General features: G+C 68.9%; 11 protein-coding genes. All 11 read left to right on the top strand.

Features of this window, described 5'->3' with window-relative positions; all coding sequences use genetic code 11:
- Positions 1 to 425 precede the first annotated feature (425 nt).
- The 11 genes from AB839_RS11395 (at position 426) to gspE (ending at position 10917) form a co-directional block, all read left to right on the top strand.
- Positions 426 to 1106 carry an STN domain-containing protein gene (locus AB839_RS11395; protein WP_061479456.1) on the top strand — a complete coding sequence of 227 codons (681 nt, stop codon included), beginning with the start codon at positions 426 to 428 and terminating at the stop codon, positions 1104 to 1106.
- A 16-nt stretch (positions 1107 to 1122) separates the two neighbouring features.
- On the top strand, positions 1123 to 1653 hold the full coding sequence (locus AB839_RS11390) for a sigma-70 family RNA polymerase sigma factor (protein WP_061479455.1): 531 nt from the start codon (positions 1123 to 1125) through the stop codon (positions 1651 to 1653).
- Positions 1654 to 1722: 69 nt separating this feature from the next.
- Complete coding sequence (locus AB839_RS11385; protein ID WP_061479454.1) at positions 1723 to 2703, top strand: DUF4880 domain-containing protein; 981 nt, start codon at positions 1723 to 1725, stop codon at positions 2701 to 2703.
- A 58-nt stretch (positions 2704 to 2761) separates the two neighbouring features.
- Positions 2762 to 3313, top strand: a complete 552-nt coding sequence (locus tag AB839_RS11380; protein WP_005416804.1) for a hypothetical protein — start codon at positions 2762 to 2764, stop codon at positions 3311 to 3313.
- A 144-nt stretch (positions 3314 to 3457) separates the two neighbouring features.
- Positions 3458 to 4015, top strand: coding sequence for a hypothetical protein (locus tag AB839_RS11375; RefSeq protein ID WP_241776771.1), 558 nt, complete (start codon positions 3458 to 3460; stop codon positions 4013 to 4015).
- Between the two features lie 57 nt (positions 4016 to 4072).
- Positions 4073 to 4510, top strand: coding sequence for a type II secretion system major pseudopilin GspG (gene gspG / locus AB839_RS11370; RefSeq protein ID WP_005416799.1), 438 nt, complete (start codon positions 4073 to 4075; stop codon positions 4508 to 4510).
- Positions 4511 to 4519: 9 nt separating this feature from the next.
- Positions 4520 to 5425: a type II secretion system minor pseudopilin GspK gene (gene gspK / locus AB839_RS11365; protein ID WP_061479458.1), complete on the top strand. Its 906-nt coding sequence runs from the start codon at positions 4520 to 4522 to the stop codon at positions 5423 to 5425.
- On the top strand, positions 5422 to 6585 hold the full coding sequence (gene gspL, locus AB839_RS11360) for a type II secretion system protein GspL (protein WP_061479452.1): 1164 nt from the start codon (positions 5422 to 5424) through the stop codon (positions 6583 to 6585). The genes gspK and gspL overlap by 4 nt, the downstream gene beginning before the upstream one ends.
- On the top strand, positions 6582 to 7109 hold the full coding sequence (gene gspM, locus AB839_RS11355; protein ID WP_061479451.1) for a type II secretion system protein GspM: 528 nt from the start codon (positions 6582 to 6584) through the stop codon (positions 7107 to 7109). Before gspL ends, gspM begins: the two co-directional genes overlap by 4 nt.
- The gene (gene gspD / locus AB839_RS11350) at positions 7106 to 9487 is read left to right on the top strand and encodes a type II secretion system secretin GspD (RefSeq protein ID WP_061479450.1); all 2382 of its coding nucleotides are present in this window, start codon (positions 7106 to 7108) and stop codon (positions 9485 to 9487) included. Before gspM ends, gspD begins: the two co-directional genes overlap by 4 nt.
- Positions 9484 to 10917 carry a type II secretion system ATPase GspE gene (gene gspE / locus AB839_RS11345; RefSeq protein ID WP_061479449.1) on the top strand — a complete coding sequence of 478 codons (1434 nt, stop codon included), beginning with the start codon at positions 9484 to 9486 and terminating at the stop codon, positions 10915 to 10917. The genes gspD and gspE overlap by 4 nt, the downstream gene beginning before the upstream one ends.
- Positions 10918 to 10921: the final 4 nt, after the last annotated feature.

Genomic DNA, 10921 nt, shown 5'->3' with positions numbered 1-10921 from the left:
GGGTCCGGTTGCGGGGGACGCTGCAAGTACGTCCATGTAAGCTCGGTCGCCGCATCCATGCGGCTCACGCCCCCGCAACCGGACCCACCCCGCCTTCGACAGATTTCCATGATCTGCCGCAACGGCATGAGCTGCTCCTGGTGGGTGTCGACCTTGGTCGACACGTTTGGGTCGGTACGGGGTCGGATCCCGTTGCTTCGCAACGGGCTCTGACCCCCGTGCATAGATAGCATGGTCTGTTCGATTCATTGATTCCTGATGGGTGACTGGGTTCACGGAGCCTGGCTCCACGTCGCCCGTGGGCGGCGGTCATCGCAATGACATGTGCCCCCGGTACGGTTTGAGCCCGCTTGCGGGTCGCGCGCGGGCCGGGGTTCCGGTCGTGGTGCGCGTCCACTGCAGCTGCTGTCGCTGCCGAGGGTCATGTGTTCTACGTCAGGGGGCTGAATGGACACCACGCGGTCAGAACTTGGAAGGTGGCCATCGCCGCATGGCTGCTGCTGTCCTTTGCCGCTGCCGCACAGGACGCGGTTCATGCCTACGACATCCCTGCGCAGCCGCTGGAACAGGCGGTCGAGCGCTTCAGCGTCATCAGTGGGTGGTCGGTGATGTACCCCGGCGACCTTGCTTCGGGCCGCAGCAGCCATGCGCTGCGCGGGAGCCTGGCACCGCTGGCGGCGCTGGAGTCGCTGCTGCAGGACACCGGGATCGAGGCCGAGGTGATCGGCGAGCAGCGCGTGGTGCTGCGCCGGGGCATGCCCTCGCCTGCGGAACCCGGTGTTGGCGCGGGGCTGCCCGAGGCCGAACGCCGGCGTCGCTACGGCGGGCTGCAGCAGCGGCTGCGTGCGGCGTTCTGTGACGACCCGGAGATTGCGCCCGGCCGCTATGCCGCAACGCTGCGCTTCCGCATCGACGGCGCGGGCCAGGTGAGCGAGCCCGAGCTGCTGTCCGGCAGTGGCAGTGATCGCCGCGACGCACGCCTGCTGCAGGCGCTGCACGGCCTGGTGCTGGCGGCCGAGGCCGCCGCGCTGCCACAGCCGGTGACGCTGCAGATCCGTCCTTCCGGCACCGACCACGACTGCGGCCGGCGCGCGCCCCATCCATGACTTCAAGGATTCGAACATGAACAACGGTACGGCTGGGGCGGTTGATCTGATGGACCACCTTCTGGGTGCCTACGACGAGCTGAAACGCCGGTTGGTGCGCAAGCTCGGATCGGAAGAGCTGGCCGGCGACGCGCTGCAGGACACGTGGATGCGCCTGAGTGCGCGCCGTGACCGCCTGGACGCGGTGCAGAACCCTGCGGCCTACCTGCTGCGGATGGCGATGAACACCGTGATCGACCGCCAACGCGCAGACCACCGCCTGCTGAGCCTGGAGGAGGTGGATACGCTGATGGACATGGCCGACCCGGGGCCGGGGCCGGCGCAGGCGGCTGAGCTGGACTTCGCGCTGGAAGACATGGTCGGCCTGCTGCAGCGCATGCCCGAGCGCCGTCGTCGCATCCTGCTGGCGATCCGCGTTGATGGCCTGCAGCAGCGCGACGTGGCCGACCACCTCGGTGTGTCGCTGCGGTTGGTGCAGCGGGAGCTGAAGGCAGCCCAGGACTACCTGGCCGAACGCAGCGGGCAGGGGCGCCAGGTGCGGTTCTGAGCGACGGCATCCGTCTACACTTTGACGCCGAGCAGAACCCCGCAGCGTGCGGGTCCGGCATGAGCTCCCATGGATCCTGACGACCGCCCGCAACGCCCGCTGGATGCCGTTGAGCGTCAGGCCCACGCGTGGGTGGTGCGGCTGACCTCGGGCGAGGCGACCGCTGCCGATGGGCGCCGGTTCCGTGCATGGTGCGAGTCCGACCCGCGTCATCGTGAAGCGTTTGGCCGTGCGCGCCGGCAGTGGGAGCAGGTGCGGCTGGCCGGCGAGCGACTGCCCGCCGCCGCGCGCCAACCGGTCGCGCCGACGCCGGCCCAGCGCTGGAGCCGGCGCGCCTTCCTGGGCGCTGCGGTGGCGGCGCCAGCCAGTCTGGTGGTGGTGGCGGCGCTCCGCCCGCCGCTGGGATTGTGGCCGTCGGTGACGGCGATGGCGGCCGATTTCCACACCGGCACCGGTGAACGACTACAGATCGCGCCCTCGCCGCAGCTCAGGATCGAACTGGATACGCAGAGCAGCCTGCGCCGCCGCGCGCACGCGCAGGGCGAAGGCTTCGAGCTGGTGCAGGGCCAGGCCGCGATCGAAACCGGTGCTGGCCTGCGCCTGGCACTGTTCGCGGGCCCGGGTTGCGTGATTGCCGATGAAGGTGCGGTGCGCCTGGACGTGCGCAACACCCACGGCCAGGTACGGGTGACCTGCCTGCAGGGTAGCGCCCGTATCGAGCACCCGCAGGGTCGCCTGCAGCTGCAGGCCGGCCAGCAGACCCGGTTCGACGAGCGCCTCAGTGGCGTCGTGGCCGAGGCCGTGGCTTCGGAAGTGAGTGCCTGGACCGAAGGCATGCTGGTCTTCCGCCGTGCACCGCTGCGCGAGGTGGTGGACGAGATCAACCGTTACCGGCGGGGCAAGGTACTGCTGGGTGAATCGGCATTGGCGCGCGCGCCGGTCAGTGGCCGCTTCCGCATCGATGATCCGGATGCGGCGCTGGAGCAGCTGCGACTGACGATGTCGCTGGATCTGCGTCGCTTTCCGGGTGGCATCGCCGTCCTTGGATAGATGAAGGCGCTGGCCGTGCGCACCGCGCAGGGCTGTTGCAAGCGAGGAGAGGCCAAGGATGCGCAACGAGACCATCGGTGTGCTCGATCTGCGTCGCAATCTGTCTGCATTGCTGGAAACCACCCAGCGAAGGCCCCTGATGGTGCATCGTTATGGTTCGCCCTGGGTGTGCGTGGTGTCTGACGCGCAGTGGCAGCAGCAGGCGGTGCTGCTGGACTTCAATCCGCAGTCACACCCACTGGCGATGCTGCTGCGGCTGCAGCAGCAGGAGATGCCCTTGGTTGAATCCGGTGCGCTGCCGCCTGCGGCGCTCGCACGCGCACTGCTGTTGGCGGACATCCATGGCATTGACGATCTCACGCAGCTGCATGAGCAGGTACTGCATCATCGGCTCTGGCACTGGTTCGTGGCGGGCGCCCATGGGGTGATGGACGGGTGGCAGCTGCCCGCGCTGCGCGTCGCGCTGGCGTCATGGTGCGATGACGTGGACATGACCGATGCACTGGTCGCATTCGCTGCCCGCAGCGACGTGGCGGTACTGGCCCGCCGTTGTGGGGGTGACGCACCGCGGCTGCAGCGCGAAGCCTGCAGGCGGATGACGCTGCGATGACGTTGCCGATGAAGCGCCACCCCGTGCACAGAGTTGCCTTCGCGGTGTCGCTTCACTTGCCTTGCTGACGTCTTCTCCAGAGTACGACGCACCACGCGTCGCGGAGCACGGGCGGCGCAGATGGAAGACAGTCGCAGGATCAGCATGCTGGAGCTGGATCGCCACCTGAGCCAGTCACTGGAGCAGGCACGGCACACGCCCCTGAACGTGCAGCGTTACGGGCGCTCGTGGGTCTGGGTGCTGTCCAGTGACGCCTGGGCGGATGCGGCGCGCTGGGCGGCACTGGACAGCAGTGCGCATCCACTGGCGGCACTTCGAAAGGCCCTCGACCTGCGGCTGTGGCCCTGGCCCGACGCGGCCATGAGCGCGCTGCCACTTGGCGCAGCCGATGCGCGACTGCTGCAACGTGCGGCCTTGCTGGTGATCGTGCGTGACCTCAACAGTGCGCAGCGTGTGTACGACGACCTGCGCTACCACCAGGCCTACCGCATGTTCATCGGCCTCGACCACGGCACCGCGTGGTCGCCGACACAGTGCGTGCGCCTGCTGCAGGCGTGCGTGCATCCGTTGCTGCGCGAGTGCATCGACCAAACACTGGCCAGCGTGCCGCCGCACCTGCTCGAGGCGGCACGCGTGCCGGCTGCACGTGCGCCCGCACAGGCAACCGCGCAGCGAATCGCAGGCGGATGTTTATCGTACTGACACATGCACCGCTGACCATGGTGCAGCGGTCTCTTCCGGGATGACGAGGGCGGAACAATGGCAAGGCAGGCAGGTGGTCGCAGGGCTCGGCAGCAGGGCTTCAGCCTGATCGAGATCATGGTGGTGGTGGTGATCATCGGCATCCTTGCCGCGCTGATCGTGCCGCGGTTGATGGACCGTCCGGACCAGGCGCGTGTGGTGGCGGCGCGCCAGGACATCGCGGCGCTGATGCAGGCGCTGAAGTTGTTCAAGCTGGACAATGGGCGCTATCCCAGTGCCGAACAGGGCCTGCAGGCGCTGGTGAAGCCGCCGCAGGGCAGCGGTGCGTTGCCGGTGACGCCGTACCTGGATCGCCTGCCGAATGACCCGTGGGGCCATCCGTACCAGTACCAGGTTCCAGGCACTCATGGCGACATCGATGTGTTCTCGCTGGGTGCGGACAGCAAGCCCGGTGGCGACGCCGGGAACGCAGACATCGGCTCCTGGCAGCTGTGAGGCGTGCTGATGGCAGCCCGGACGCGTTCGGTTTCATGCATCCACCAGCGTGGCGTGGCGGTGATCGTCGCCTTGCTGGTGGTGGCATTGGTGGCCGTGATTGCCACTGCGCTGCTGACCCGGCAGTCGGCGCAGCTGCGCGCGCTGCGCGGCGACCAGTTGCGCGCACAGGTACGCATGGCGGTGGATGCCACGCTGGAGCGTGCGGCGCAGCAGCTGCGTGAGGATGTCCAGGAGCAGCTGACCACGGTGCGCAGCGGGCGCTGGGCGCGCCCGTTGCAACTGCAGGCGCCGTTGCCGGTGCAGCTGCAACTGGTCGATGCGCAGTCGATGTTCAACCTGCGCAACCTGCTGGCACAGGGCAGGCCGGACCCCGAGGCGCGGGGCGCGTTCGTCGCGTTGTGTGCCGGGCAGGGGCTGGGCCAGGGCACCTGCGCATCCGCGGTGGACCACATCCAGGCCCGCCTGCGCGACGGCGATATGCCGGCGCAGGCGCCGCTGCCGCGCGAATCACTGATCGAACAGGCGCTGGCCGGCGCCGACCCGGTGGCGTTGCAGGCGCTGGCGCGGCGCACCGTGGTGTTGCCGGCGCAGACCCTGGTCAACGCCAACACCTGCGACCTGAGCGTCCTGCAGGCGGTGGCGCCTGCGGTGGAACCGGCAAGGCTGCAGGCGCTGCTCGCTGAGCGCGACGCCGGCCACTGGCTGCTCAACCGCGGTGACATCGCCAACCGACTCGAACTGAGCAACGAACAGATGGCCGTGCTTCCGCTGGGTATCCATAGCGAGTGGTTCCTGGCCGTGGGCCGGGTGCAGGCTGACGGCAGCGCGGTTGATTTTCGCGCGCTGCTCTGGCGCGAGTACCGCGACGACGGCGTGCGTGTGCAACGCGTGTGGACGAGGATCGGCGCATGACCGTGCAGCTTCGGGTGCGCTTGCCGGTGCTTGAGCGTCTGCGCGCCGACAGCGCGGTGGACTGGGCGCAGCTGCACAAGGGCGAGGTGCTGGCTCACGGCCGCGACACGCTGGCGGCGCTGGGTCTGCGGCATCCGCGGGCCACGGTGCATGCCTGCCTTGATCCGAACGACCTGATCCTGCTGGAACTGCAGCTGCCGCCGCTGTCCGGGCGCCGCCTGCAGGCGGCGTTGCAGGGCGAGGTGGAGGCCATGCTGCTGGATGACCTGCAGGAGGTGGCGCTGGCCCACGGTGCGCAGGCGGCAGACGGTACGGTTCCGGTGGCCTGGCTCGGCCAGCAGGCCATCGCGCAGGCGCAGCAGCTGCTGGCCTCGTGTGCGCTGCAGCTGCAGGCGTTGTATCCGACGCCACTGCTGCTGCCTTGGCAGGACGGCCACGCCACGCTGCAGGTCAGCGGCGAGCATCTGCTGGTGCGCAGCGGGCGCGATCGGGGACTTGTCCAATGGTATGGCGGACGTGACGCGTCTGCGGTGATGCAGGCGTTGGCCACCCGCCTGCAACAGGCCGGCGTGCGGGCCGTGCAATGGATCGACAGCGTACCGCCGGCGTGGCCGGACAGCCTGCCGGGCACCGCCGTCGCGCATGAACGGCAGGCCTGTGGCCCTTTGCCGGGGTGGTCATTGCCGCTGCCCGGCGCAGGCCGTCAAGCGCCGCGACTGGCGATCGGCCTGGCACTGGCGGCGGTGCTGCTGGCTGCACTTGGCCTGCAGTGGCAGGTCTCGCGTTGGCGGGTCGAGGGTGAGGCGCTGCAGCAGGACATGGTACGGCAGTTCAGCGCACGCTTTCCGGAGATCACCGACGTGGTGGACCCGGTGTTGCAGGCAAGGCGAGCGCTGGCGGTTCCGCCGCCAGCGCCGCCGTTGCCGGCGCTGCAGCGTCAGGTCGCCAGCACGCTGCATGCGGTTCCGGAGCTGGCGGGTCAGGTGCACAGCCTGCACTACCAACCCGGGCAGGTGTACCTGGAGCTGGACGCCGATGCCCAGGCATTGGCCGACGATCCACAGCGGCTTGAGCACTGGCAGCAAGCGATGCAGGCGCAGGGGCTGCAGCTGGCGCGCGACGCCGGTGGACGCCTGCGGGTGAGCGGAGCGGGACAGTGACGACCCGAACCCTGCGGCTGGGCGAGGGGCTGGCGGGCCTGCAGCAGCGCTGGCAACGCCTGCCACCGCGCGACCGGCTGATGCTGTGGGTGATGGTGGTGGCGCTGCTGGTGGCGGGCCTGTGGTCGTTCTGGCTGGAGCCCCTGCTGAAGCAGCGCACGCACTGGCAGGCCGAACTGCCACGGCTGCAGGCGCAGCATCGCGCACTGGCACCGCTGCTGCGCGCCCGTGAGCGCCAGCAGCTGGCGCAGGGCCAGCATCCGACCCTCGCCGGGCTGCGTGACCAGATCAAGTCCGCCGGTCTGGCTGGCGGCCTGCATATCGAAGCGCGCGACGGGTGCTGGCACCTGCAGGTACGGGCCGTACCCGCCGATGCGCTATGGAACTGGCTGCTGCCGCTGCTGGCCGACCCGGCCATCGAGTTGCAGCAGTTGCAATTGACACGCACAGGGGATGCGAACATGCCGGCGGCAAGGATTTCCGGAAACATCGTGATGGTGGCTCCTGCGGGTGCCCATCCATGAGGGCGATGCGCAGCCTTGCCTGCAGTGCCGCATTGGCACTGATCGTGGGCATGGCCCACGTGCCGGCGCCGGTGGCGGCGCAGGACACAGGCGATGAGCCGGTGCAGCTGAACCTGGTGGATACCGATATCGGTGGTGTGCTGCGCATGGCGGCGCGCTTCACCGGACGCCAGTTCCTGGTCGACCCACGCGTGACCGGCAAGATGACGGTGGTTTCCGATGGCCCGGTCAGCCGTACCCAGGCCTACCAGCTGCTGCTGGGCGCACTGCGCATGCGTGGCTTCGCCGTGGTCGAGAACGGCGGCGTCAGCCGGGTGGTGCCGCAGGCCGATGCCAAGCTGCTCGGTGGCTGGGTGGGTAGCGGTGGTGCAGGGGGCGAGATCGCCACGCGTACGTTTGCGCTGCGCTATGAGAATGCGGCGGCGCTGGTGGCTGTGCTGCGGCCAATGATCAGCCCGGACAATCCGATCACCGCCAATCCAGGCAACAACACCCTGGTGATCACTGACTACGCCGACAACCTGGAGCGCATCGCGCGGGTGATCGCCAGCGTCGATACACCGGCCGGTATGGACACCGATGTGGTGAAGCTGCAGCAGGGCATTGCCGTTGACGTAGCGGCGATGGTCGCGCCGCTGCTGGATGCGCAGGGCGCCGAGCCGGGCCAGAAGGTGGTGGTGATGGCCGACCCGCGCAGCAACAGCGTGCTGCTGCGTTCCAGCAGCCCAGGCCGCACCCGCCTGGCGCGGCAGCTGGTGGAGAAGCTGGACCGCGCGCAGGACGAGTCCGGCAACCTGCATGTGGTCTACCTGCGCAACGCCCAGGCCAACCAGCTGGCCGGTGTGCTGCGTGGCGTGGTGGCCGGACAGAGCGATGCACCGGCCATGGGTAGCAACGAAGGCATCACCCCGCTGCCGGGTGACGCCAACCGTTCCACGCCCATCCAGCCGTCGCAGTCGCAGCAGGCCAAGACCGGTGGCAATGCGCTGGAATCGCAGCGGCTGGACCCGAACCGCCGCGACCCGATCGACGCCGGCAGCACCGGCTTCAGCCAGAACGGCATTTCGGTACAGGCGGACGTGGCCACCAACACCCTGCTGATTTCGGCGCCGGAGCCGGTGTACCGCAACCTGCGGCGGGTGATCGACCAGCTCGACCAGCGCCGTGCGCAGGTGCTGGTGGAAAGCCTGATCGTGGAGGTCAACCAGACCGACGCGGCCGAGCTGGGCGTGCAGTGGATGCTGGGCAATGGCCGTACCTTTGGCGGCACCCACTTCGGTGGCGCCACCGGCGGTAGCGGGCTCAATACCGGTGCGCGTACCACGCTGGACGTGCTGCCCAAGGATGGCCTGAAGATCGGCGTGATCGACGGCACCATCAACCTGCCCGGTGTCGGCCAGATCCTCAACATGAAGGCGCTGGCCACTGCGCTGCAGAGCAAGGGCGGCGCCAACATCCTGTCGACACCGAACCTGATGACGCTGGACAACGAGGCAGCCAGCATCATGGTCGGCCAGACCGTGCCGTTCGTCAGTGGCCGCTACGTGACCGACGGTGGCGGCGGCAGCAACAACCCGTTCCAGACCATCGTGCGCGAAGACGTGGGCCTGAAGCTGCGGATGCGCCCACAGATTTCCGAGGGCGGTACGGTGAAGCTGGACATCTACCAGGAAGTCAGCAGCATCGACGCGCAGAGCGCGAACAGCACGGCCGGCATCATCACCAACAAGCGCGCACTCGATACCAGCGTGCTGCTGGACGATGGCCAGATCATGGTGCTCGGTGGCCTGCTGGAAGACAGCGTCAGCCATGGCCGTGATGCGGTGCCGGGGCTGGGGAAGATCCCGGTGCTGGGCGCCTTGTTCCGCAGCGACACGCGCAAGCGCGCCAAGACCAACCTGATGGTGTTCCTGCGCCCGCACGTGGTACGCGACCCGGCCGCCGGACAGCGCCTGACCCGCGACCGCTACGACTACATGCGCAATGCGCAGGCCGGCGCGCAGCCCGTACAGAGCTGGGCCTTGCCCGCGCTGTCGGCGCCGCAGCTGCCACCGCAGGACCTGTCGGTACTCGGCCAGGGCAATGCGCGCGATGGCCACGGCCAGCCGTTGCAGAACACCAGCCTGGCAGCGTTGTATCCGGCCGGTGACGGCGATGCGCAGCTGGTGCAGTTCGCACAGGGGCTGGAGCCGAGCCGTGCCAGCCAGAGCGTGGCGCAGGTGCGGGCGCTGGGCCTGCAGGCCTACGCGGAGGCGACGCCGGGCGAGGGTGGGCAACGCCTGCGCGTGCGGCTGCCGCGTGATCCGGCGAAGTTGGATCCGGCATTGCAGCAGCTGCGCGGGCTGGGCTACACGCCGGAACTGGTGATCGGGCCGTGAGCGCCGTTGTGCCGCTGCCATACGCGTGGGTGCGCAGCCACGGCGTGATGCTGTCCGAAGCCGGTGGCGAGCCGGTGCTGCTCGGCACGGCCGACACGGCGGCGTGGGCCGTGGCCGAGCTGCGCCGCCGGCATGGCCCGATTCCGTTTCAGGCCCTGGATGCGGCGACCTGGCAGCAGCGGTTGGGTGAGCAGTACCGTGACGGTGGTGATGCCGCGGCCGTGGTCGGTGCCGCCGAAAGTGAAGTCGATCTGGACCGGCTGATGCAGGACATGCCGGAGGTCACCGACCTGCTGGATGCGCAGGATGATGCGCCGGTGATCCGCATGATCAACGCGCTGCTGGCACAGGCTGCACGCGACGGTGCCAGCGATCTGCATATCGAGCCGTTCGAGACCCATTCGGTGGTGCGCTACCGGGTGGACGGCACGCTGCGCGACATGGTGCAGCCTCGGCGCGCACTGCACGCAGCGCTGGTGTCGCGCATCAAGATCATGGCCCACCTGGACATTGCCGAGAAGCGCCTGCCACAGGATGGGCGCATCGCGATCCGCGTGGGCGGGCGGCCGCTGGACATCCGTGTTTCCACGGTACCGACCGGGCATGGCGAGCGCGCCGTGCTGCGATTGCTCGAAAAGGATGCCGGCCGCCTGCAGCTGCAGCGCCTGGGCATGGCCGATGACACCCTGGCCACGTTCACCGGATTGATCCGGCAGCCGCACGGGATCGTGCTGGTGACCGGGCCGACCGGCAGCGGCAAGACCACGTCGCTGTACGCCGCGCTGGGCCAGCTCGACAGCAGCACCAGCAATATCCTCACCGTGGAAGATCCGGTGGAGTACGACTTTGCCGGCATTGGCCAGATCCAGGTCAACGCGCGCATCGGCATGAGCTTCGGCACCGCGCTGCGCGCGATCCTGCGCCAGGACCCGGACACCATCATGATCGGCGAGATCCGTGACCTGGAGACCGCACAGATCGCGGTGCAGTCGTCGCTGACAGGGCACGGTGTGCTGGCTTCGCTGCACACCAACGATGCGATCTCGGCGGTGACCCGCCTGGCCGACATGGGCGTGGAGCCCTTCCTGCTGGCCTCGTCGTTGCGTGGTGTGCTGGCGCAGCGACTGGTGCGGCGATTATGTACGCAGTGCCGGCGTGCCGAGGTGGACGGCGAAGGCCGGACCGTATGGCGCGCAGTGGGCTGCACGGCCTGTGCCAACAGTGGCTATCGGGGACGCACCGGCATCCATGAACTGTTCGTGGTGGACGACCGGGTACGCGCACTGATCCATGAAGGGCAGGGTGAGCCTGCGCTACGCGAGGCGGCGCGGCGGGCCGGCATGCGGACCCTTCGACAGGACGGCCAGCGCTGGGTCGACAGCGGAGTGACCACGCTGGAAGAGATCCTGCGCGTCACCGGCGACGATTGAGGCC

The sequence above is a fragment of the Stenotrophomonas sp. DDT-1 genome (assembly GCF_001580555.1).
In the GTDB taxonomy this organism is placed as follows: Bacteria; Pseudomonadota; Gammaproteobacteria; order Xanthomonadales; family Xanthomonadaceae; genus Stenotrophomonas; species Stenotrophomonas sepilia.
Note: the sequence above shows the minus strand (reverse complement) of the source record. Positions and strands in the feature narration are given on the sequence as shown.